This is a genomic window from Flavobacterium sp. 38-13, from assembly GCF_001899155.1.
Lineage (GTDB): Bacteria > Bacteroidota > Bacteroidia > Flavobacteriales > Flavobacteriaceae > Flavobacterium > Flavobacterium lindanitolerans.
Genome location: NZ_MKVG01000016.1, coordinates 368,940 through 393,357 on the forward strand (window position 1 = coordinate 368,940; position 24,418 = coordinate 393,357).

A 24,418-nucleotide genomic window follows, 5' to 3' on the forward strand; every position below is an offset into this window, starting at 1 on the left:
ATTAGTTAGGCTTGGTATAATAAATCTCAAGCTTTAGTCGCTTGTCTTCGTTTGAAGGTACAGGAGCTGTTCCATACAGCACAGTTCCTAATGGATTCATCACCGAAGAAAGGGGCACTTTAGTAAAAGCCGTTTGAGGCGTTCTTAAAGACATGCTTGTCGATTTTGAAATATCTTCTGTAACGGCAACACCCAGACGCACGTTTGTTGAATCTTTAAACAGGACATTTTTGATATGTTCCGTAATCCTTACTTTATATTGGATTGTTCTTCTATCATTATCTCCGGCTTTGCCCGTTAGTTTTGCGATTCCACCAAAAATCCTTTTTGCATATTTCGGTTTCGCTCCGTTGATTGTAACATCAAAAAGATAATCTGTTAATGGGCGGTTATCCTTTGCGTTATAGACGTAAATCCTATTGGGCTCAAAATTATTCAGCATGACAGGTCGGTCAACATAAAATACCAGATTTGCTTCATTAATAAGCCAGTTTCCAGATATTGCCTGCGCTCTCAAAGCTTCCAATTCTGCTGAATTTCCTCCACCAAACAAATCAATCATCGCTACAGAACCATTACCTCCTTTTAGATAAAGCTTTTGATCGCCTGAAACAGGGTTCGCCACCACATTATCATAAGTCTGACTCGCAGCTGTAGGGGTATAATCCAATAAACTTACCGTATTCCCTTTTAAATTAAGAACAATTGTTTTTTCCTGAACACCATCATCTACTTCTTCACCATTTACGATTTTTATCTTCTTATCTTCATAAGTCATGGTGATTGTTCCTTTGGAAAAATCCAGCATTGACATGGCACTTCCATTAATCTCTTCTACCTGGAAATACAGACCTCTAAAATGGTTTTTAAATACGTTGTTATTAACCAGATTACTACTTCCGGCAATAAGCTTATTATAAAAAAACTGTTTGTTTAGGTCAAGTCTCATACTAGGCACTTCTCTCAAGACCTTTCCACCTTCCTGCTGGGTTACATGCTCAGCCGGACTGAAAGCAAAAAGATCATTTTGCTCAACAAGCTCTGAATCGTTCAATTGCTGTCCTTTCGCATTATTAAAAACTGCATTTTGATCGGAATAGAATTTCTGAGCATCAACAAATCCACCATTAGGATCAAAATCCCTTAAGTAGTATCCGTTTTCATAAACTTTGAGCTTTAATTTATTCTCAATATTTCCATATATCGAATCCAACTCATACTTATTACTTCCATCGGTTCCGGTTTCAAGATAGGTTGCAAAATAAGGAACATTCAAAACGACAGATTTTATTTTATCTACGCTTGGAACTTCTCTGAAAGTCGGATTTTCGCTTTTTAATTCTACCTGTGTCACAAAATTGGCAGTGGTTTTTCCAAAAATACCATTGTTAAAAACCCCTAAAGGATTCACAGGAAGGTTATTGGATTGCACGGCATTTGTTTTTTGGTTAAAAGCCACAATTGACGCTCCATCATTTTTTATAAATCCAAAATGATCGTTGTCGTCTACAATATCAGCACCTATAGAATTGTATTCGCTATCACACGAAATCAGAAAACCGGTACCCACGATAAGAAAAAGAAGCTTCTTAAAAGTCGAATTATTAAGCATAATTTTTTTTGAATGTTTTTTATAAAACTTGATTTCTATAGAAATTAGTATAAGCTTCTGCAAACTTATCTTTCGTGGCGAAAGGTAAAAAAGGTTTTCCCGATGATTCTATAAATTTTGTTAAACTTGAAGAAAGGTCTTCGGAGGCTATTATCACTGCATCTGAGTGCATTATAGATGCCTTAAGTACATTTTCATAGTTAGGTTCTGCCAGATATTCAATGGACTCGTTTGGAATCCCATCAAAGGCCACTTTTTTCATCATCTCCATATCCAGATTCCCATCAAAACCCTGGCTGTAAACAGAGGTTACTATTTTTGTTTCAGAAAAGAGAGCCTCATCTTTATAATAATGCTTCATGTAGATTGGAAGCATTCCGGCCAACCAGCCATGTACATGGATAATATCCGGCACCCAATTCAGTTTTTTAACTGTTTCCACGACTCCTTTTGCAAAAAAGATGGCCCTTTCATCATTGTCAGGATATAAAACACCTTCTTCGTCTGTAAAAGTTGCCTTTCGTTTGAAATATTCATCATTATCGATGAAATAAACCTGGATTCTTTCTTTTGGTATAGAGGCTACCTTAATAATCAATGGCATGTCTAAATCATTCACTACCAGATTCATTCCTGAAAGTCTTATAACTTCATGCAGTTGGTGCCTTCTTTCGTTTATGTTTCCATAACGTGGCATAAAAATCCTAATCTGTCCTCCCTGATCATTAATCATTTTCGGAACGTCATACGACATTATAGACACTTCATTTTCAGCCAAATAAGGCACTACCTCAGATGATACATACAATATCCTCTTATCCTCCATATTGTTTTGAACTTTTATTTATAGCATATAAAAACATGCAAAATTACAAAAATTTATGCAGTTATTAACAAAAATGGTAAGTTTGCATTCAATTTAATCTTAAGCTGATGCTCATTTTCAACAGACAGGAAGATCTCAAAAAACATTTAAGGTCGGTTACTAAAGAAAATACGACTATTGGATTTGTCCCGACAATGGGTGCGCTACACCAAGGACATTTGTCACTGATTGAAAAATCACTTACAGAAAATCAGGTAACGGTTGTCAGTATTTTTGTAAATCCGACACAATTTAACAACCCTGAAGACCTTGAAAAATATCCAAGAACTCTGGAAAAGGACACCCAAAAAATTGAAACTGTCAGTAAGGATGTCATCATTTTTGCCCCAAGCGTAGAGGACATCTACGAAGGCAATACCACAGCAAAGGCTTTTGATTTCGATGGACTCGAAAACCAGATGGAAGGCAAGCACAGGCCCGGACATTTTGACGGTGTCGGCACAATTGTGAAACGGCTTTTCGAAATCGTAAACCCGACCAATGCCTATTTTGGAGAAAAAGATTTCCAACAGCTTCAGATTGTAAAAAAAATGGTCGAAAAACACCAAATGCCGGTAAATGTTATTGGATGCCCTATATACAGAGAGTCTAACGGACTTGCCATGAGCTCCAGAAACGAAAGACTTACCTCCCAACAAAAAGAAGATTCTTCCCTGATATACAAGACATTAAAAACTGCCAAAGAAAAGTTTGGCACGGAAAGTGCAAAAGAAATTACCGATTGGGTAGAAAGCGTTTTTGAAAAAAATCCGGAATTCCGACTGGAATATTTCCAGATTGCTGACGAGGAGCAATTATTGCCAATAGGCAAAAAAGACAATGCTAAAAAATACCGCGCTTTCATTGCTGTGTTCATTAACAGTATCCGTCTGATAGATAATATTTCATTGAATTAAAAAATAATTACCTTTGCATCATGCAAATTCAAGTTGTTAAGTCCAAGATTCACCGTGTTATGGTGACTGGAGCAGATTTAAACTACATAGGAAGCATTACAATCGACGAAGCGTTGATGGAAGCTTCTAATATTATTGAAGGAGAAAAGGTTTCTATCGTCAATATCAATAATGGCGCCCGATTAGAAACTTATGCCATTAAAGGAAACAGAAACAGCGGCGAAATCACCCTAAATGGCCCTGCGGCAAGAATGGTACAAAAAGGCGACATCATCATCATTATTTCTTACGGAATTTTAGATTTTGAGGAAGCAAAAACCTTTAAGCCTACACTGGTTTTCCCTAACGAAAAGGACAACTCCTTAACTTAGAAAACTTTTGAGAAAAAAAATCAGCAAAACATTATCCATACTTCTCCCAATTTTATTGGGAGTTTTTTTGACTATATATACCTATAATTCGTTTACTCCTGAACAACTGGAAGAAATGAAAAGCTATTTCAGGAATGCTGATTACACTTATATTTTTATTGCCTTAATTTTCGGATTCATCAGCCACGCAGCAAGAGCCTACAGATGGAAATTCATGCTGGAACACATGGGATACCATTCTCCGTTTAAAAATAACTTCATGGCTGTCTGGGTTGCTTATTTTATGAATATGACAATCCCGAGGTCCGGAGAAGTTTCAAGGGCTCTTGTTTTGAAAAAATATGAAGATATTCCTTTTGACAAGGCATTTGGCAGTATTATTGCCGAAAGGGTTATCGATTTTATAATTCTTTTGCTGTTTATTGCAACAGCCGTCCTGTTGCAGTTTGACATATTAAAGACTTTCCTTCTGAACACCATTCCGGTAGAAAAATTATTAGTTTACGGAATTATCGCCTTTGTAGTTTTCCTTTCAGCCATCCTTCTTTTTATTTATTCAAAATCAAAATGGATTCTGATGATTAAAGGAAAAATTTCCGGATTAACAGAAGGGCTTTTCAGCGTATGGAAAATGGAAAAAAAATGGCCTTTCTTGTTCTATACTACCATTATATGGCTGGCCTACGTTTTGACTTTTTACACGGCCATTTTTGCTTTGGAAGAAACAAGCGGCATTAGCTTTGGTGTGGTCGTAACAGCTTTCGTAATAGGAAGTCTGGCTATTTCATTTTCAAACGGCGGGTTTGGTGTTTTCCCGGTACTAATTGCCGGTATCTTAGCCTTATATGGCGTACCAAAAGAGGCAGGAACTGCTTTTGGCTGGATTATATGGACTTCACAAACCGTTCAGATAATTATTTTAGGAGGGCTTTCTTTTTTGCTTTTGCCTATTCTGAATAGGAAAAAATAAATTACTATCTTGCTTTCCTATTAGAGGCTCTTCCGTCTCAACTAACGAAACCCTAAAACTCTTACGAATGAAGAATTTCATTACCACTGCTTTTTGTATTTTTTCTTTTAGCCTGTTTGCCCAAAAAAGCATTGAAGAAGTAAAATCAGAAAAACTCAACGGTACACGTCAGATTACTATTTCACTTCCTCCAGCCTATGAAAAAGAACCGGATAGAAAATTTCCACTTGTGATTCTTTTGGATGGCGAATATCTTTTTGACGCTTTTAACGGTACTTTATCCTACTCTAATTATTGGGACGACCTGCCGCCTGTCATAATGGTTGGTATCAGCCAGAATAAAAAAGGAGAACGGTTTGTTGACAGCCAGTTCGACAAAGAAAGCGGACTTCCGGAAGAAGGCGGTTCCCGTTTCTATGAGTTCATAGGTTCTGAACTGATTCCTGCTCTGGAGAAAAAATACCGAATCGCCCCGTTTAGAGTTATTGCAGGACATGATACTACTGCCGGTTTTTTAAACTTTTACCTTTATAAAGACCAACCGCTGTTTAACGCCTATATTTCCCTTAGCCCGGAATTTGCTCCTGAAATGGAAACCCGAATTGCAGAAAGACTGGCCTTTTTCAAACAGCCTATTTTTTATTATCTGGCTACTGCCGACGGTGATTTGAAAAAAATGCAGAAAAGAATCAAAGACCTGGACGAAAACATAAAAAAAGTAGGCAATCCTAATCTTAACTACCGTTTTGACGAGTTCAAGAACGCAACACACTATTCACTGGTACCTTATGCTATTCCGAATGCCCTGTACCAGATTTTCTCGGCATACCAGCCTATTTCTACTACAGAATTTCAGGAAAAAATTGCAACACTTCCTGGCGGCTATGTAGATTATCTGGCAAACAAATATGAGATTATTGAAAAATCATTAGGAATAAAAATGCCTATCCGCGTCAATGATTTTAAAGCGATTGAAGCTGCCATCTTAAAAAACAAGGCTTATGCCGAATTCGAAAAATTATCCGGCCTTGCCAAAAAGAGCTATCCAAAATCCATGCTGGCAGATTATGAACTGGGAATGATGTATGAACATACGGGAGATTTCAAAAAGGCATTCAAATCATATCAAAATGCCTATACTAAAAATGAAATTGGCGACCTAACAAAAGATATGATGCTTGAAAAAGCAGACGAAATGAAGAGCAAATAATTCTATGTCAAAAATAAAAACGACTTTTTTCTGCCAAAACTGCGGCGCCCAATATTCTAAATGGCAGGGCCAATGCAATTCCTGTAAGGAATGGAATACTATCGCCGAAGAAATAATACAGAAAGAAGACAAAAAGGATTGGAGAAGTACGGTTTCAGCGGATTCAAAAAGAGTGTCAAAACCTTTATTAATCCATGAAATTGACAGTGCCGAAGAAATACGACTTGACACCAGAGACGGCGAACTAAACCGCGTTCTGGGCGGTGGAATTGTTCCAGGGTCGCTGATTCTTTTAGGTGGCGAACCCGGAATAGGGAAAAGCACACTGTTGTTGCAAATTTCTCTAAAACTGCCTTACAAAACCTTATACGTTTCCGGAGAAGAAAGCCAGAAACAGATAAAAATGCGGGCAGAAAGGATTAATCCTTTAAATGACAACTGCTATATCCTTACCGAAACAAAAACGCAGAATATTTTCAAACAGATTGAAGCCATTGAACCTGAAATCGTAATCATCGATTCCATACAAACGCTTCATACAGATTATATCGAATCTTCTGCAGGAAGCATTTCACAAATTCGCGAGACTACGGCAGAGCTGATAAAGTTTGCCAAAGAATCAAATGTTCCGGTTATTCTGATTGGACACATTACAAAAGACGGAAATATTGCCGGTCCAAAAATCCTGGAGCACATGGTGGATACCGTCCTGCAGTTTGAAGGCGACAGGAATCATATTTACAGAATATTGCGTTCACTCAAAAACCGTTTTGGCTCAACCGCCGAATTGGGAATCTATGAAATGCAAGGCACCGGATTGAGAGAAGTCTCGAATCCGTCAGAAATTTTAATTTCTCACAAAGAAGAAGAACTTTCCGGAACCGCAATTGCAACCACGCTGGAGGGAATGCGTCCTTTAATGATAGAAATTCAGGCATTGGTAAGCACTGCAGTTTATGGAACACCGCAGCGCAGTACTACAGGATATAATGCCAAACGACTCAACATGATTTTGGCCGTACTTGAAAAAAGGGCCGGATTCCGACTCGGTGCCAAAGATGTTTTTTTGAATGTCACCGGTGGCATTTCCGTAGACGACCCGGCTATTGACCTGGCCGTTGTAGCTTCCATACTTTCCTCTAACGAAGACATTCCTGTTGGAAAAGATTTTTGTTTTGCAGGCGAAGTGGGCCTTTCTGGTGAAATACGTCCCGTCAATCGCGTAGACCAAAGAATTCAGGAGGCTGAAAAACTAGGATTTTCAACCATATTTGTTTCAAAATACAATAAAATCACCCTTAAAAATACTTTTATAAAAATCCGTCTCGTTTCAAAAATTGAAGATGTCGTAAGCGAATTGTTTGGATAACAACAAAATGTTATCATTTTTTATATATCTTTAAAAGATATAATCCGAAACTTATGAGCGACAATCAAGACAGAATCAACCTGCTTCATCAGAAACTGGATTTTCTAATCAAAAGACAGGACAGCTTTCAAAAGGAAATTTCAGACCTGAAAAAAGAAATAGAATTACTACAGCCGGAAACTTTTTCTGCTCCTAAAGTCGAAAGAGTTTCCTATACAGAGGAAAAACCAATTCCTGAAAAGCCAAGAGTACAGCAGGATATCCGTGTTGTTCCAAAACCTATTGCCGCAAGACCGGAGCCAAAAATCAAAAAACCATCCAACTGGGAAAAATTTATTGGCGAGAATCTGATTAATAAAATCGGGGTTCTTGTGCTAATAATTGGAGTTGGAATTGGTGCCAAATATGCCATCGACAACGAATTGATAAGTCCACTGACCCGAATCATTTTGGGTTACCTCATGGGACTCGGATTATTGGGCTTTGCCCTGAAATTAAAAAAGAAATTTGAAAGCTTTAGCGCTGTCTTGCTAAGCGGCTCTATGGCAATTATGTATTTTATTACGTTTCTTGCTTATAGTTTATATGGCTTAATGCCCCAATCGTTGGCTTTCATAGTCATGGTAATCTTTACGATTTTCACTGTATTTGCGGCTCTGAAATACGACCAACAGGTCATTGCCATTATTGGACTAGTGGGTGCCTATTCCGTACCATTTTTATTAAGTGACGGTTCCGGAAAGGTATTGGTTCTGTTTTCGTACATGACGCTAATCAACATCGGAATACTGATTATAGCTTTCAAAAAATATTGGCGATTGCTTAACCTGACTTCCTTTTTTGCCACCTGGCTGATTTTTGCCAGCTGGTATTTTTCGAGCTTCAATGTCAGTTTACACTTCAATATCGGGCTGACTTTCCTGTTCATTTTCTTTGCTATTTTCTATACCGCATTTTTATCTTACAAACTGATAAAAAAAGAAATCTACGAAGCAAAAGACATCTTTTCTGTTCTTTCAAACTCTTTTATATTCTACGGTATCGGTATTGCAATCTTAAATGAACATACGGTTGCCACAAATTATTTGGGAATATTTACACTTTTGAATGCCATCATCCATTTTGGCGTGAGTACGCTTATCTATAAGAAAAAATTAGGCGACAAAAGTCTCTTTTATTTGATATTGGGTCTGGTCTTGACATTCATTACCATAGCAGTTCCAATCCAGTTAAACGGACAGTGGGTCACCCTGGCCTGGGCATTTCAGGCAACCTTACTCTTCTGGCTTGGGAGAAGTAAAAAAGTACCGCTTTACGAAAAACTCTCTTATGTGGTAATGATTCTGGCTTTTTTCAGCCTCATAGAAGATTGGTGGAATTACAGGAATGCAACGCCTGTTTTCAATGCGGACTTCCTGAACTCCCTTTTATTTGTTGCAGCATTTGGATTTATCTTCTACTTCCAAAGAAAATTTAGAGAAGAAGAAAATACCAAACTAAAGTTTGATGTATTGCTCATGAATTATTTTGTGCCTGGAGTCTTCCTGTTTGTGCTTTATAAGGCAATTCAAATGGAAATCAGCAACTACTGGGAGTTACAATACCTGACTTCAAAAGCAGACACAAGTGGAAATGGCTATGTGGAGAGATATACACTCTATAATGAGAAATTCATGGATTATAAAACTGTCTGGGTCTTAAATTTCACGCTTTTATACCTTTCAGCTATCTTCTTTGCAATTGAAAAGAAAATCAGAAATACTGCTTTAGAAATCACAACATTGGTGATTTCGGGCCTTACATTGTTCCTTTTTATTTCGACAGGACTATTCGCTCAGGCGAGTCTGATACATAGTTATATGAATCCGGCAGACTACGCCTCCACAGGATTTTTTGGCATAATCGCCCATTATATTTCGTTATTGGTTCTGGCAATTTTTGTCTATCGAATCTACATCTATTTTATAAACAGGCAGGAAAAAAACAGGATGCTTTTCGACATCTTCTTTTCTATTTTAGTAATCTGGATTTTAAGTGCCGAAATGCTAATCTGGCTAAATGCTTTCAATATATACGAAAACAACAAACTTGGATTGAGCATTTTGTGGGGAAGCTATTCACTGATTCTTATCAGCTACGGAATCTGGAAAAGTAAAAAGCACCTTCGGATTCTGGCCATCGTTCTTTTTGGAATTACATTATTAAAATTGTTCTTCTATGACATCGTACATCTAAATACTATCCGAAAAACAATTGTTTTTGTATCGCTTGGTATTCTGCTTCTGATTATTTCGTTTTTATATAACAAATACAAACATCTGATTCTCGATGATGACAAAAAATAAAATAGGATTGGTCCTGATGCTTTTTTTATGCCTGAAATCTTTCTCGCAAACACAAGATTTTCAGTACAAGAGGACACTTGAAAATGTTTCGGAAACCTGGCATAAAATCATACTGCCGGAAGAATCTTTTGATAAATTCAATCCTGATTTTTCTGACGTGAGAATCTTCGGAAATAATAAAACGGAAACACCTTATATTTTAAAAACAGCATCAGACAGAATTTCTGAAACTGCAATTCAATTTAAAACAATCAATGTTTCCAATAAAAACGCTGACTATTTCTATACATTTGAACTATTACAGGCCAAAGAAATCAACCAGATTAAACTGGGTTTTGAACAGGAAAATTTTGACTGGAAATTAGATTTGGAAGCAAGCAACAACCAAACGGAATGGTTTTTAATCCAAAAAGATTACCGTATTCTATCCATAAAAAACAGCCAGACCGATTATAAATTCACCCAAGTTGATTTTCCGGATTCAAAATATAAATTCTACCGAATAAAAATAAAAGCTTCGGAACAGCCAAAACTAACCGAAGCAAAAATCTGGGAACAACAAAAAGAAGAAGGCAGCTTTAAAACTGCTACTATCAAAACCCTGAAAAAAACCATAGATGTAAAGAAAAAAACGTCTGTAATTGAAGTAGAATTAGCCCATAAAGTTCCTGTTTCGTCAATAAAAATCAACATAGGAACCACTTTTGACTATTACAGACCGGTCACTATTGAAATTTTACGCGACAGTGTAAAAATCGAGGATAAATGGCATTACAATTACGACATCCTTACGCAAGGAACATTGAGTTCTTTAGAGAAAAAAGGATTTTCTATAGACAACACTCTTGCAAAAAAACTAAGAATCACGATAGAAAATAATAACAACCAACCCTTAGATATTCAAGGAGTCGAAGTTAAAAACGCTATTTATTTCCTGATTGCCCGTTTTACGGAAAAAGGCAATTACAGCTTGTTTTACGGGAATAAAAAAGCGGAAAAGCCGCAATATGATATTGAAAATTTTGAAGAAAACATTCCAAAAAATCCATCTGTAATTACAGTTTCAAAAGAAGAACAAAATCCGGAATTTAAAACCGAAACAAAATCTCCCCTGTTTGAAAATAAAATCTGGCTTTGGATTTTGATGGGAATTATTATTGTGGCCATGGCGTTTTATTCTCTTAAAATGCTCCGGGAATAATTATGTTAGTGGCAATTTTACCGAACCAACCGTAAACACAAGACAACCAATAACATTAAACAACTGTTACAACATAAATAACACGAATTTTTAAACCCTTCATGAGTGTTTTAAATTCCAATATTGCTTGGCAACCTTAAACTTGATTGACAAAAGAAACTTTCTTTAACGCAAAAATTTTCATCAAAAAAGAAGATTTAGACGCAAATACTTGTATGAAAGAACTATTAGATAAGGTTTTAAAAAACCCCAAAAACTACACTTTAATAAAATTTTTAAAACTTAAGATTGAAGATAATTTAATTCAATCTTTTAAAACATGGGCAGATTCCTATTCAGTTTATAACGAAGGTGGCTGTATTTTATTTGAAGATTATGGAGCCTTTATTCCTGAGGAAAATAAGTTTACATTAAGTGGTTATAGCCTTATGTTAAACACTAATACAGCAGAAATTTTTGCAGTTAATATAGGGCGATTTTCCATTTTTTTTAAATGCAATTTTATTAAATCAGGCATAGAAGACACACCCGATTTAAAGAAAGGATATACTTTTGACTGTATAACAGATATAAGCGAACTGGGCGACAATTGGTGTTTTATGGACGAATTTGATAACCCAAAAGATGAATTAAAATGGAGTTTTGAGCTCACAAAAGAATAACTATAACTAACATCTTTACTTATGGGATATACTTTACAAGCATTTATAACAAAAAAATCTAATCATAAAAATTTGATAGATTTTTACACAAATGCAACTATGGTGGATATCGGTCAGGAATTGTGCTTAATTCCTTTTACAAAAGAATTATTTGATGAAATAAACAAATTGGAAAAATCTAAGCCGATTGGAAAATTTGACTACCTGACTGAAAATATTGAAGTAGAATTATTAAAGCAGGTTGGTGACATTAAAATTGCCTATATTGAAGCAGATTATTTTGGTGGTGAAGGAGGACAAATAGCTTTAATTTGGGAAGAACAAAAAAGGATTTATTTGTCTGAATGGGGAGATTGGGAAATCAACAAAGTTTTAAAAGACTTTGGCGTAATTAGAAAAGATGGAAAAGACGAGTTTGACACAGTTGGGCTTGGAGAAAATAGAAGCACGCAAGAATGGTTAAATGATAGTGAATAAAAAAGTGAAATTTTAAACACAAACTAAATTATAGAAAATATTTATGACAATTAGGGATGAACTTCCTACAAAAAAGAGGACAAATTTCCTTCGCCTCTATGCTGTGATATTAAATTTGTTAATAATTAAGTTGATTAAATTCTAATATTGTTTTGTTTTTCAAAAACTTATAGACTGTAATAAACCGCATCAAAACACAAAAATTGTTTTAGACTAATTTTTTACACTTTGGTTTTTTCCACTTTACCACTCTGAAAAGAGTTATAAGTATTTTACCGAACCAACCGTACTACAACCAACATCGGTTTTGTAAAAGAAGGGCAAATAGAAGTAATTGAACATTTGTACTTCTCAACATTTGAGCTATATCTGGGCTGGCGTTTTTCAAAGCCCTGTCTTCGCCAAGCCATAAATCAATAGTAACAACAGCACAATTGTATTGATAACTGTTAATTAGTCTTTAACTGACTTTTGGTTTTCTATTAATCCGCTATATTTGTTTTTTAAATAAACCAAGAAATCTTAAATGAAATCCAGAAAACAAAAAGCAATACTGGTCGCAAAAATAGTCGGCGTGCTTTTTGTGCTTTCCATAGGCACATTCTTTATTTTCAGAAATTCCATATTGCAAAAGGCAATTGCTAAGGTTTCTGATAAGATGGAACACGATTACGACAGTAATTTTTCTATAAAAAAAGCCTCATTTCAGGGTTTTTCGGGAATTTCCTTAGAAAATGTCCTGCTGGTTCCAAAACATGCCGATACACTTCTTAATGTGGAAAGTATACAGACCAATATCAATTTCTGGAAATTGCTTACCGGTGATGTACAATTAGGAACACTTCATGTCAAAAACGGATTTGTAAAACTGGTAAAAGACGAAAACGGACGCAACTTCGATGCGTTTTTAAAAAGAAAATCCAACGAAGACACTACCAATATTGAAACCAACTACGCCAAAAGAGCTTACCGCCTGCTGAACCAGGCTTTAAATCTGGTTCCAACCGACATGAATCTGGAAAACGTTTCGCTCCGGATGGACGATATGGGAAGAAAAGTAAATCTGGATTTGAAAAAACTCCGACTGGAAGACAAACAACTTGAAACTTCCATTGGCGTTACGGCAGATAACTTTCAGCAGCATTGGAAAATAAAAGGTTTTGCCGACCCAAGGCGTAAAAAAACAGACCTTCGCTTCTTTAATCTTGATACCGGAAAAATCCGCATTCCCTATATTGATGAGCGGTTTAACATGAAAGCCGGGTTTGATTCCATCCGACTGAATGTTTCAAACATTGAAATGGATGGTGGCGAGCTGCATATAGACGGTTTTACTTCTATTGTAAACTTCACCGTGAACCATCCGAAAATCGCCAACAAAGATGTGGTCATAAAACAGGCAAAATTCGATTATAACCTGCTCTTTGGTGAAGATTTTGTAGCAGTAGACAGCACTTCTTCGGTTACGTTAAACAAGATGAAGTTCTCTCCTTATGTATTCTATCAGAAAACCAAAGAAGATAAAAACCAGATTTATGCGCTAAAGGTCAAGATTCCGAAAATGAAAGCACAGGACTTTATTGTTTCGCTTCCGGAAGGACTCTTTACCAATTTTGAAGGCATGGAAGCAGAAGGAAACTTTAGCTATGACCTGGACTTCCTTTACAATAAAAACAAGCCTGGTGAATTGGTTTTTGACAGCAAGCTGAATAAGGAAAACCTAAAAATCACCAAATATGGCGAGGCCAACCTCAGCAAACTCAACGGTAACTTTGCCTACAGGGCCATCATAAATGGCGTTCGCCAAAGACAGATAGAAGTTGGGATGTCAAATCCGAATTATACGCCTTTAGACCAGATTTCACCATACATCCGCAAAGCGGTACTGACTTCTGAAGACCCGTCTTTCTTCTCACATCGCGGTTTTATCAATGAGGCTTTCAAGCAGTCTATCATCAAAAATATCAAAACCAAACGTTTTTCGCGAGGGGCCAGTACTATCAGCATGCAATTAATCAAGAATGTTTTCCTTACAAGAGAAAAAACACTTTCGCGCAAGCTTGAAGAAATTCTCCTGGTTTATATCCTGGAAAATAACAGAATCGCCAGTAAGGAAAGAATGCTGGAGGTTTATTTCAATATTATAGAATGGGGGCCTAATGTTTACGGAATTGGAGAAGCAGCCTATTTCTATTTTGGAAAACATCCGTCACAGCTAAACCTGAACGAATCTTTATTTTTGGCCAGTATCGTTCCAAGACCACGGGGTTTTATGTGGCAGTTTGACAATCAGGGGAAATTAAAATCTTTTGCCGAAAAGCGAAACGAATACATGACCAACCTGATGATTCGACGTGGTTTGCTTACTAAGGACGATACATTACAGAAACATTTTCCTGTAGAAATTACAGGCCCTGCCCGTTCCTTCTTACGAATAAAAGCTCCGGATTCTACTGCGGTAGATACAATTGCGATTGATGAAGAGTTTGATTTTTAGTTTTATCACCCTGCCAGGGTTCCAAACCCTGGCAGGGTGATAAAGAAATTATTTAAATACTTTCAAAAATTCTTCTTTATAACTCGGAGAAATTTCTATTTCAGAACCATCTGTCAGCGTTACATAACCGCCAGCTCCTTTATGGTAAGACTTTACGGAATTGACATTGATAATATGCGACTTATGGACGCGTACAAACGGAAAAGGAAGAATTTCAGTAAAATGCTTTAAAAACCGGCAGACCATTTTTTTCTGCCCGTCGGCCAGATAAAGGTCTGTAAAATTTCCATTCCCCCTAAGCCTGACGATTTCTTCCATCTTTACGACTTCAAAACCTTCTAAAGTAGGAAGAATGACTTGTTGTTTTTCCGGCTTCGTTTCTCTGAAATTTTCTACAATAATTCTGTTCCTGTTAAAAATCTCGTGGTTCAGGAGATGCTGCTGTACTTTGTTTACCGCCGTAATGAGTTCTTCAATGCTGATTGGTTTTAGCAAATAATACGCCGCACTCTGATTTAATGCTTTAAGCGAGTATTCTGAAAAAGCCGTTACAAAAATTGTTTCAAATTGCAGGTCCTTACAGGCTTCCAAAACATCAAAAGCATTTCCAAAAGGCATTTCCACATCCAGAAAAACCAGTTGCGGCTTCAGTTCATGAAGCAACGGAACCGCTTCCTTAAAATTCTGTGCTTCGCCTATAATTTCTATCTGCGGACAATATTTCTGCACATAATTTTTTAGGACCTCACGGGCTGCCGTTTCATCTTCTACTATAACACTTCGTATTTTTTGCAACATCATCATCAAATCCGGTCAATTAATGGAAAGCTAATTTCAATTCGCGTGCCCGTTTCGGGGTTTTCTTTTTCTGAAATCTTCAGAGAAATATTCTTTTTGTAAAGCTCGTTCAAAAGGCTAATCCTTTCGCGCGTATTGGTCATTCCACGTGATTCATGTACTTTTTGATTGGTAGTTTTCAATTCCTTGCTTTTGGTGAGCCCTATTCCGTTATCGTCAACAATTACCTTTACCATATTGTTTTTAAGCTTGAAATCCAATTTCAAAAATCCTTTGCCTTCTTTGTAACGAAGCCCATGCCAGATTGCATTTTCAAGATGCGGTTGCAAAAGCATATTTGGAACTAAAACGGCATCACCATCCAAAGCGTCATCTATGGTTATTTCGTAGTCAAATTTTTCATTAAAACGCAGATGTTCCAAATCCAGGTATTTTTTGAGTTGCTCTACTTCATTATTCAACGTAACAAAATCTTTGTTGGAATTTTCCATCATGTTTCGCATCAGGTTCGAATAGGAAGTCAGGTATTTATTGGCTTCCAGTTCTTTGTTTTCTGAAATGAACTGGTTTACAGAATTCAGGCTGTTAAAGATGAAATGCGGATTCATTTCTCTTCTCAACGACTGTAGGGCAATTTTTTTGTTCTTGGTTTTAATCGAATACAAGGCTTTGACAATAAAAACAAAAAGCAGTACCATCAATACGACAGAACCTAAAAGAAAATAATTAAACGTGTTTTTTTTGCTAATCAGTTCGTCTTTTAAGGCACGCTCTTTTTCCAAATGTTTGATTCGGTCTTCCGTTACCTGAAAGACTTTTGAGTCAACCAGAGAATTATCAGACTTGATAAGACTTTCAAAATTCTCAAAGAAATTTTCATACAGTTCAATGCTTTTTTCGCCGTTGCCTTTCGCATTATATTCACTGATAAGCTGGTCTAAGCTATTTTTTGCCAAAATCGTCTTTCCGTTTTGTATGGCAAGTTCATAGGCCTTTTTCAAAACAGAGATTCCTTTTTCTGCCTCCTGTTGCTTAAAATAAATTGCAGCCAATTCCTGCATCTGCACAATCTGGGTTTCGGAATCATTTTTTTCTTTGGCTTCGTTAATTAGTTTTTTATTAATCTCGATGGCCTTGTCAAACTCATTTTCTGAAGCATAAACTTTTGCTATTTCGTTTTTAATCTTAATGGCTTCTTCCGGTTTGTGTTTTACATTTTCAAGTGCCTTTTTATAATTTTCAACCGCCGCTTTAGCATCATTCCTATCAATATCTGCCTTTGCCATTTGCTGATAGGCATCTGCCGCTTCTTCTTTTTCACCTTCTTTTTCCAGAATTTGAATATTAGAAGAAATATAATCCTTCTTTTGTTCCGGTGCACTGTTTTTCAAACGCTCGGCATCATTATAATTAATTTTTTCCGCAACCTTATCCGTTGCAGTCTGGCTCGCCATTTCATAACTCACAATGGCATCCTGTGTTTTATTTTGTGACTCCTGTACTTTAGCAATCCCACGATTCGTAATGGCAGCCTCTTTTTTCTTGTTCCGCTTTGCATAGATGTCACGGGCTTTCTTCAAGTATTCTTCTGCTTTCGCATACTGTCCTTTTGCCGAAAGCTGTTTCGCCAGTGCTTCATATTTTTGGGCAGTCTGTAAATCATTTTCATCTTCTGACAATGATTTCTTTAATTCGGCCGCTGCCTGATTCAAATTATACTCTTTCTGGCTCTGCTTACTTTTTTTCTTAATAGTGTCCTGTGCCATAACGGTTTTCATACCGAACAGCAAAAGAAAAAAGAAGAAGGTCCATTTTGTTTTCATCATATAACTATCCTATTACAGAATCACTTGCCGCTTCTGCGAATTTTCTGCAATGTAAAGTAAAATAATTCTGGCTTCTTATCCTATTCCTTTCACCAATTGAAAAAGCGGTTTCACCATGTGTAGAAAATTCCAATCCTGATGAACCATAATTTTACTCTAGAAATCAATTAAAACCTTATAATTATGAAAACAAGAATTATTTCAGCAGCAGTATTTCTGGCAGCATGCTGCGTCTCTGTAGGAATCATAAACAATCGTTCCATACTGCAGGACAACGAGGTTTCAAAAGGAAAAGATTTGGCTTCTTTACCTAAAGAAAAAATTGAAGAAGAAGAAGAAAAACCTTGCGTTTTTATGACAGTCATGGGCGAACAGCCTTCTGAAGGGTTTGCAGCCGCCAAAAGAGATGCCAAAATTGACGACAAAATTATGCAGGGTGAGCTTTGGCTTATTAAAGCCCAAAATAAAGATGGCGGATGGGGAGCCGGTTCGCATGCACGACAAAATGTTATGGACCCACATGCGGTTAGTTCTGACCCGGCTACTACCGCAATGACAGCCATGGCGTTATACCGATGCGGCTACAATCTGGAATCCGGAAAATACAGCGATGTGCTGAAAAAAAGCCTGAATTATCTTTTGGCAGAAATCGAAAAGACAAAAAACAATCCGAATTTCATTACTGAAGTCCGCGGCACACAAATACAAAGTAAATTAGGTGAAAACATTGACGCCGTACTCACACTTCAATTTCTGAATCAGGTCTATCCAATGTTGAAAGATGCCTCCTTAAAAACAAAAGTGAAGGAAGCTATACAAATTTGCGTCAATAAAATTGAGAAGTCGTATGATGAAACCGGAAAGGTAAAAGGTGCCGGATGGGCCGGAGTACTGCAATCGTCTTTTGCCAGTTCAAGTTTGGAAACTGCTGCAAAAAACAAGGATATTAAAGTCAATAAAGAAAAACTTCAAAAATCCCGCGAATATCAGAAAAGCAACTACAATGCTGAAAGCGAAAGTGTAAAAGCGGAAGACGGAGCCGGAATCGTATTGTATGCCGTGAGCAGTTCCGTACGCGGTAGCGCCAAAGAATCTCAGGAAGCGAAAGCCATTATCAATCAGGCAAAACGCGAGGGCAAACTAGACAAGAATGCCGTCCTGAACAAAGAAAACCTAAAAAAAGCAGGTGTTTCAGAAGAACAGGCCGAAGTTTATGATGTTGCCGATAAGGTGTATAATTCTGCAAAAGTAAAAGCTATGAATAAAGAAGTAATCAGCGGTTTCGGCAATAACGGCGGTGAAGAATTTTTAAGCTTCCTGCAAACCGGAGAATCCATGATTGTCAACCAGGATGAGGAATGGAAAAAATGGTATGACGATGTGAGCGGCAGAATCATGAGCATCCAGAACAATGACGGAAGCTGGAACGGACACCATTGCATTACAAGTCCGGTGTTTTGCACTGCAACCTGCCTGATGATTTTAACGGTTGAAAACGACATTAAAAAACTGCAATAACCTAAAAAACACAAATCATGAAAACGAAAATCATTTTTGCTTCCTTATTATTAGGTACAACCTTCTGCTTTGGCAGTTGCGATTTCTTCAAAAAAGAACCGAAAGAAAATCCCAATCCGGAAAACAATCCGGGTCCTGAACTGGCTCTGAATACAACTACTGCTGATGATAATACAAAAATCCAGGTAGCCTTGTTATTAGACACCTCCAACAGCATGGACGGACTGATTGACCAGGCAAAATCAAGGCTTTGGAACATCGTAAACACCTTGACAACCTTAAAATATGAAGGAAAAAATCCGAAAATAGAAATTGCACTCTATGAATATGGAAACGACGGCTTGTCCGCCACCTCAAATTATATCCGCCAGGTTGCACCGCTCACAACTGATTTGGACCTCATTTCTGAAAAGTTATTTTCACTTCGAACCAACGGAGGCTCGGAATATTGTGGTGCCGTAATTCAGGACGCTACAAAACAGCTTTCCTGGGGAAAAGGCAAAACAAATATGAAATTGCTATACATTGCAGGAAACGAACCTTTCAACCAGGGAAGCATCAACTATAAAGAAGCTATAAGCGATGCTTTGAAAAACGACATTTATGTCAATACGATTTTTTGTGGCAGTGCTATCGAAGGTATTGATACTTTCTGGAAAGATGGCGCGGACAAAGGTCAGGGAAAATACTTCAACATCAACTCGGATGAAAAAGTACGCTATATCGTGACACCTTATGATGAAAGAATCAGCAAATGCAATGAAAGACTGAATTCCACTTATATGGGTTACGGAGCGCAAGGTTATGAGAAGAAAGCCATGCAGGCAGCACAGGACAAGAATGCAGAGTCTGTTTCTTCTTCTAACTATGCAGAACGCGCCGTGAGCAAATCAAAAGCCGTGTATAAGAACGAATCCTGGGATTTGGTTGACCGTGTAAAAGAAGACAAATCGGCTTTGCAAAAAATCAAAAAAGAAGAACTTCCTAAAGAACTGCAGAATAAATCTCCACAGGAAATCAAAGCGATTGTAGACCAAAAAACACAGGAAAGAGAAGCGATACAAAAAGAAATGGCACAGTTGGCAAAACAGCGTCAGGACTATATTGATACCGAAAATAAAAAAGGCAAAAAACAGGATGATTTAGGAAATGCTATTGCGTCGTCCATTTTAGGCTTTGCAAAAATTAAAGGCTATACGGCTGAAAAGTAGGCTTTAACTCGAAATATGCCTCATACGTTTCATGGGGCATATTTTTTAATAATATCGGAAAGTTATTCCTGACAGGTAACCTTCACTATTTCCATTATTAGGAATTTTTGCGACACTGCGTCTTTGCGAGCAACTATTTCACGCAAAGACAAAGAGTCTCAAAGAAAGAAAAAATTTATTTTCCCTTCGTCCCAACCTTTTCCGTCTTTTTGCACTCTTACTTAGAAAAGACTAATCCTTAAAATTCAATTATGAAAAAGTTTCTTATACTATTCTTATTCTTTCAGGCAACCTTATATGCCCAAAAACCTGTTTTTACGACAGCCAAAGTAAAAGCGGCAACCGTTTATTTCAATGCGGCAGAAATTTCACAAACGGCCAGTGTAAACCTTCCGGCAGGAACCCACGAAATTGTAGTCAAAAATGTAGCCAACTGGGTCAACGAAAATTCAATACAAATTGGGACATCGCCTACATTAACTGTACTGTCTGTACAATTCACAGACAATTATATTTCTGAATATGAGGTTGACAGCAATTCTCCTTCGGTAAAAAAAGTGAAAGACAGTATTCTTATTGTCCAGAAAGAAATCGCTAAACTTGCCAATTCCAGAATTTCTGAAGGAAAAACCATCGAACTGTTGGATAAAAACCAACAGGTTTCCGGACAAAATTCCGGGTTGAATGTGACTGAATTGATGAAAATGGTAGAGTATTACAAGACAAAAAGGGCAGAATTAAGCAACAATATAAATGCCTTGACTGAAAAAGAACAGAAACTCGCCGAGGTACTTAAAAAATTAAATGACAGATTGGAAGTCAACAACAAAAACGAAGAAAAAATTTCGTCCGGAAAATTAATCCTTCAGGTTATGAATGAAGTGGCCGGAAATGTGCCATTAGAAATTTCGTATCTGACCAACAGTGCAACCTGGGCTCCGTTCTATGATTTGAGAGCCAACAGCATTGCCTCGCCAATAGACATGATGTATAAGGCACAAGTCACACAAAGCACCGGAATTGACTGGAAAAATGTGAAACTGACTTTGTCCTCAGGCCTTCCTAACCAAAATAATCAGGCTCCATTGCTACAGGCCTGGTTTTTAAGATATGGATATGTACAGGATTATAGACAAAATGCTGCTCCAATCAATGAATTGCAGGAAGTGGTAGTTCAGGGCTATAATACTGCGAAAAAAGACAAAGTGATGATTAGAGGTTCCGTTTCCAACTTTACCGCTATCACAGAAAACCAATTGAACATTTCGTTTGATATTGATATTCCGTATGATATTTTGTCTAACGGCAAAAAACACAGTGTTGCTTTAAAAGAAATAAAACTGCCTGCTACTTATAAATATTATGCCGCACCAACAGCCGACAAGGAAGCATTTCTTCTCGCGGAAATCAGTGACTATTCTAAATACAACCTGCTAAAAGGCGAAGCCAATATTATTTTTGAAGGAATGTATGTAGGCAAAACGTTTGTGGACCCGAACCAGACTTCGGACACCCTGAACCTGAGTATGGGAAGAGATAAGAAAATTTCCATCAAACGAGAAAAGGTAGTGGACAAATCGGGGACAAAGTTCTTGTCAGCCAACAAAGTGCAGACATTTACTTTTGAAACCACTGTGCGAAACAACAAAAAAGAGGCTATACAGCTAACACTCAAAGACCAATATCCGTTGAGTACCGATAAAGAAATTGAAATTGAATTGAAGCAAAGCGACAATGCAAAAGTCAATGCCGAAACAGGAATCCTGACCTGGGATTTGAATCTGAAACCAAATGAAACCAGGAAAATACGTATTAGCTATACGGTCAAATATCCAAAAAACAAAATTATTGACAATCTATAAAACAAGAGAGCCCCGTTACAATAACGGGGCTTTTTTATTAAAAAAATACTTATATTTTAAAAATGTAAACGTTTCATTATGAATAATTTCAAATTTTATTTTATAAATTTACTTCCTAACCCTAATTGCTATAAAATGAAAACAACACTACGATTATTAGTATTACTATTCTCAACCTTTGCGTTTTCGCAGACAATCGGAATAGTGCCTTTTGCTACAGGATTCAACAATCCTATTGAAATTGCCAACGCAGGTGACACGAGATTGTTTATTGTGGAACAAAGCGGAGTCATCAAAGTTTTGAATTCGAATGGTACTACAAATGCCACACCTTTTCTTAACATCACAAGCCTTGTAAGCTGCTGTGGCGAAAGAGGACTTTTGGGGCTGGCATTCCATCCTAATTATGCCACTAACGGTTTCTTTTACGTTAATTACACCAATACGGCCGGGAATACTGTAATCGCACGCTATTCTGTAAGTAGTAATCCTGATGTTGCCAATACAACCGGTACTATCCTAATGACAATTAACCAGCCTTTTTCCAACCATAATGGCGGAACCATAAAATTTGGTCCTGACGGTTATCTGTATATCGGAATGGGTGATGGCGGAAGCGGTGGTGACCCGGGAAACAGGGCTCAAAATATCAATGAGCTTTTAGGTAAAATGCTGCGTATTGATGTTGATTCGGGCACTCCTTACGGAATTCCGCCAACCAATCCTTATGCCGGAGCTACACCGGGAGCCGATGAAATCTGGGCTATTGGATTACGAAATCCATGGAAGTTTTCTTTTAACCGACTTAATGGCGATTTATGGATTGCAGATGTAGGTCAGGACCAGATTGAAGAAATCAACAAGGTCAGTTCAACTGCAGCCGGACTAAACTATGGCTGGAGATGTTATGAAGGCAATGCCGCATACAATACAATTGGCTGCGCCGCCATGTCAACCATGACTTTTCCCGTTGCACAATATACACATGCTTCAACAGGAGGCTGTTCTATTACCGGAGGCTATGTTTATACAGGCAGCACTTACCCGGCCATGCAGAACAAATATTTCTTTGCTGACTATTGTGTTAATAGAATTGGAATGGTTGATACGTCTGGCAACATCACCTATTCTGCCAATTTCTCCGGTTCTAACTCCTTTACTTCGTTTGGAGAAAACTCCAGCGGCGAACTGTTCGTTACCGGAACTTCTCAGGACATTGTCTACAGGGTTATTGATACGGCATTGAGCAATGACGATTTTACAAAAAATGGATTCTCTATGTATCCTAATCCGGCAGATTCAGAACTTTTCTTATCAAGTACTACCGGAATTGTACTTCAAAAAATTTCTATTGTTGATTTATCTGGAAAATTACTTGTAGAACAAAGACTAGAAAACACACCTGTAAATACGATCAACATCAGTTCGCTACAAACAGGAATTTATGTTGTTACAATAGAAGACACATCAGGAAATACGTTTACATCAAAACTGGGAAAAAAATAAACACCGGATTATATAAAAAAGAAAGCCTGTTTTAAAAACAGGCTTTTTTATTTTATGGAGCAGGATTAGGACGTATGGACTGAATCTCATCAATGGCTTTTAGCACTTCTTCTGAAAGAACCGTTTGTCTTGAATTGATATTCTCTTCCAACTGCTTCAGGTTTGTCGCTCCTATTATAGTTGCCGTCACAAACTGCTGCTGACGGATAAACGCCAAAGACATTTCTGTTAGCGTGAGTCCGAATCTGGTTGCTGTTTCCTGATATAAAACCGTAGCTTCTTTGGTCTGTTGCGAATTGTATCTTGTAAAGTTTGGGAACAGGTTTAATCTTGCATCCGGATGCTTTTCTCCGGTCAGGAATTTACCTGACAATACGCCAAATGCCAATGGCGAATAAGCCAATAAACCTACATTTTCACGATAGGCTGTTTCTGAAAGTCCTACTTCAAAAGTACGGTTGAGCAAAGAATAAGGATTTTGGATGGTTGCTATTCTGGGCAGATTGTGTTTTTTGCTTTCTTCCAAAAAACGCATCACACCCCAGGGTGTTTCATTGGAAACGCCTATGGCGCGAATTTTCCCTTCCTGAATGAGTTCCTGAAATACTTCCAGAATAGCTTTCATGTTATCTTCCCAGGCATCTTCCTGAATTTTGAAACCTCGTTGCCCAAACATATTCGATTTTCGTTCCGGCCAATGCAATTGGTACAGGTCGATATAATCTGTCTGAAGTCGCTTCAGGCTTTTTTCAACAGATGCTTTTATGGTTTCTTTGTTGAATGCCAAATCTTCTCTTATATATTGCATCCCGCGGTTTGGTCCTGCAATTTTGGAAGCCAGGATAATGTCGTTTCTTTTTCCTGATTTACGGAGCCAGCTCCCTATAATTCTTTCGGTTTCACCTGTTGTTTTTTCGCGTGCCGGAACAGGATACATTTCTGCCGTGTCGATAAAATTGATTCCTTTATCCAACGCAAAATCAATCTGAGCATGTCCTTCTGCTTCGGTATTTTGCTGTCCGAAAGTCATGGTTCCGAGACATAGTTCACTAACTTTCAGGTTGGTGTTTGGAAGTGTATTGTAGTTCATTTTTTTAAGGTACTAAGTGACTGAGTCGCTAAGTTGCTAAGGTTCTTTTAAGGCGCTAAGGTACTAAGTTTTTAAGGGATTGGAAAATTGAGGTGCTAAGGTTTGGCAGTT

19 protein-coding genes are annotated in these 24,418 nt (G+C 37.5%); 14 read left to right on the forward strand and 5 right to left on the reverse strand.

Annotation, left to right across the window (positions count from 1 at the left end; translation table 11 throughout):
* Position 1: 1 nt before the first annotated feature.
* On the reverse strand, positions 2-1,612 hold the full coding sequence (gene bamH, locus BGO88_RS12170; RefSeq protein WP_286707047.1) for a BamH family beta-barrel-assembly machinery protein: 1,611 nt from the start codon (positions 1,610-1,612) through the stop codon (positions 2-4).
* A 19-nt stretch (positions 1,613-1,631) separates the two neighbouring features.
* Positions 1,632-2,438, reverse strand: coding sequence for a glycogen/starch synthase (locus BGO88_RS12175; RefSeq protein ID WP_286707048.1), 807 nt, complete (start codon positions 2,436-2,438; stop codon positions 1,632-1,634).
* Between the two features lie 107 nt (positions 2,439-2,545).
* Here BGO88_RS12175 and panC point away from each other — a divergent pair, with 107 nt between their 5' ends.
* The 10 genes from panC to BGO88_RS12225 all read left to right on the forward strand — a co-directional run bounded on the left by panC (position 2,546) and on the right by BGO88_RS12225 (position 14,496).
* The gene (panC, locus tag BGO88_RS12180) at positions 2,546-3,394 is read left to right on the forward strand and encodes a pantoate--beta-alanine ligase (RefSeq protein ID WP_286707049.1); all 849 of its coding nucleotides are present in this window, start codon (positions 2,546-2,548) and stop codon (positions 3,392-3,394) included.
* Positions 3,395-3,414: 20 nt separating this feature from the next.
* Complete coding sequence (gene panD / locus BGO88_RS12185) at positions 3,415-3,765, forward strand: aspartate 1-decarboxylase (protein WP_056071592.1); 351 nt, start codon at positions 3,415-3,417, stop codon at positions 3,763-3,765.
* Between the two features lie 7 nt (positions 3,766-3,772).
* Entirely contained in the window at positions 3,773-4,735 is a 963-nt protein-coding gene (locus tag BGO88_RS12190) for a lysylphosphatidylglycerol synthase transmembrane domain-containing protein (protein ID WP_286707050.1), read from the forward strand.
* 67 nt (positions 4,736-4,802) lie between these two features.
* Positions 4,803-5,945: an alpha/beta hydrolase gene (locus BGO88_RS12195; protein ID WP_056071582.1), complete on the forward strand. Its 1,143-nt coding sequence runs from the start codon at positions 4,803-4,805 to the stop codon at positions 5,943-5,945.
* 4 nt (positions 5,946-5,949) lie between these two features.
* Positions 5,950-7,314 (forward strand): DNA repair protein RadA, encoded by a 1,365-nt coding sequence (radA, locus tag BGO88_RS12200; RefSeq protein ID WP_273238145.1) that lies wholly within the window; start codon positions 5,950-5,952, stop codon positions 7,312-7,314.
* A gap of 53 nt (positions 7,315-7,367) precedes the next feature.
* Positions 7,368-9,659 carry a DUF2339 domain-containing protein gene (locus tag BGO88_RS12205; RefSeq protein WP_286707051.1) on the forward strand — a complete coding sequence of 764 codons (2,292 nt, stop codon included), beginning with the start codon at positions 7,368-7,370 and terminating at the stop codon, positions 9,657-9,659.
* Positions 9,643-10,860, forward strand: a complete 1,218-nt coding sequence (locus BGO88_RS12210; protein ID WP_286707052.1) for a DUF3999 family protein — start codon at positions 9,643-9,645, stop codon at positions 10,858-10,860. The genes BGO88_RS12205 and BGO88_RS12210 overlap by 17 nt, the downstream gene beginning before the upstream one ends.
* Positions 10,861-11,006: 146 nt before the next feature.
* A complete protein-coding gene (locus BGO88_RS12215) occupies positions 11,007-11,522 on the forward strand; it encodes a hypothetical protein (RefSeq protein WP_286707053.1) in 516 nt (171 codons plus the stop codon).
* A 21-nt stretch (positions 11,523-11,543) separates the two neighbouring features.
* Positions 11,544-11,999, forward strand: a complete 456-nt coding sequence (locus BGO88_RS12220; RefSeq protein WP_286707054.1) for a hypothetical protein — start codon at positions 11,544-11,546, stop codon at positions 11,997-11,999.
* Positions 12,000-12,525: 526 nt separating this feature from the next.
* Positions 12,526-14,496: a transglycosylase domain-containing protein gene (locus BGO88_RS12225; protein WP_286707055.1), complete on the forward strand. Its 1,971-nt coding sequence runs from the start codon at positions 12,526-12,528 to the stop codon at positions 14,494-14,496.
* A gap of 48 nt (positions 14,497-14,544) precedes the next feature.
* Here BGO88_RS12225 and BGO88_RS12230 read toward each other — a convergent pair whose 3' ends face one another.
* Together BGO88_RS12230 and BGO88_RS12235 are read right to left on the reverse strand one after the other, a co-directional pair.
* On the reverse strand, positions 14,545-15,300 hold the full coding sequence (locus BGO88_RS12230) for a LytR/AlgR family response regulator transcription factor (protein ID WP_277014138.1): 756 nt from the start codon (positions 15,298-15,300) through the stop codon (positions 14,545-14,547).
* Positions 15,300-17,120, reverse strand: a complete 1,821-nt coding sequence (locus BGO88_RS12235; protein WP_286707056.1) for a tetratricopeptide repeat-containing sensor histidine kinase — start codon at positions 17,118-17,120, stop codon at positions 15,300-15,302. The genes BGO88_RS12230 and BGO88_RS12235 overlap by 1 nt, the downstream gene beginning before the upstream one ends.
* 183 nt (positions 17,121-17,303) lie before the next feature.
* Between BGO88_RS12235 and BGO88_RS12240 the strand changes: the two genes are divergently transcribed.
* From BGO88_RS12240 to BGO88_RS12255, 4 genes are all read left to right on the forward strand, one after another.
* Positions 17,304-18,638 carry a prenyltransferase/squalene oxidase repeat-containing protein gene (locus BGO88_RS12240; protein WP_277014135.1) on the forward strand — a complete coding sequence of 445 codons (1,335 nt, stop codon included), beginning with the start codon at positions 17,304-17,306 and terminating at the stop codon, positions 18,636-18,638.
* Between the two features lie 17 nt (positions 18,639-18,655).
* The gene (locus BGO88_RS12245; RefSeq protein ID WP_286707057.1) at positions 18,656-19,849 is read left to right on the forward strand and encodes a VWA domain-containing protein; all 1,194 of its coding nucleotides are present in this window, start codon (positions 18,656-18,658) and stop codon (positions 19,847-19,849) included.
* 251 nt (positions 19,850-20,100) lie between these two features.
* Positions 20,101-21,711, forward strand: coding sequence for a DUF4139 domain-containing protein (locus BGO88_RS12250; protein ID WP_286707058.1), 1,611 nt, complete (start codon positions 20,101-20,103; stop codon positions 21,709-21,711).
* A gap of 135 nt (positions 21,712-21,846) precedes the next feature.
* Positions 21,847-23,217 (forward strand): PQQ-dependent sugar dehydrogenase, encoded by a 1,371-nt coding sequence (locus BGO88_RS12255; RefSeq protein WP_286707059.1) that lies wholly within the window; start codon positions 21,847-21,849, stop codon positions 23,215-23,217.
* A 52-nt stretch (positions 23,218-23,269) separates the two neighbouring features.
* Here BGO88_RS12255 and BGO88_RS12260 read toward each other — a convergent pair whose 3' ends face one another.
* Positions 23,270-24,307, reverse strand: coding sequence for an NADP(H)-dependent aldo-keto reductase (locus tag BGO88_RS12260; protein ID WP_286707060.1), 1,038 nt, complete (start codon positions 24,305-24,307; stop codon positions 23,270-23,272).
* Positions 24,308-24,418: the final 111 nt, after the last annotated feature.